1 protein-coding gene is annotated in these 281 nt (G+C 38.1%); it reads right to left on the bottom strand.

Features of this window, described 5'->3' with window-relative positions; genetic code table 11:
* Positions 1-281: universal stress protein (locus tag AACL61_RS01020; RefSeq protein WP_339110853.1), on the bottom strand; the 281-nt coding region annotated here is incomplete at both ends.

The following is a 281-nucleotide window of genomic DNA, read 5'->3' as shown; positions in this document are numbered from 1 at the left end:
ATTGTCTTTGGATTACCAAGACGGATATGAATGTCAAGATTGTCAAAACCATCCTTATCCTTGGCAGTCTTCAACAATTCATCAAGGTATTGCTTTGACTTATCAACTAACTGGTAAGCAATACTTCCATCTGACATACCAGCAAAGTTATAAGCCATTGCTCGTGTATCAATTACGTTTAAAATATCTATATGGGCACCATTACGCTTTGCAATTGCGATTGCACGATGCAATGCAAATTCTGATTCCTGAGAGCCATCAACTGGAACTAGGATGTTTTG

Origin of the sequence: Limosilactobacillus reuteri subsp. porcinus (assembly GCF_036621895.1) — a bacterium.
GTDB lineage: Bacteria > Bacillota > Bacilli > Lactobacillales > Lactobacillaceae > Limosilactobacillus > Limosilactobacillus reuteri_J.
This window is presented reverse-complemented; position numbering and strand designations above follow the sequence as displayed.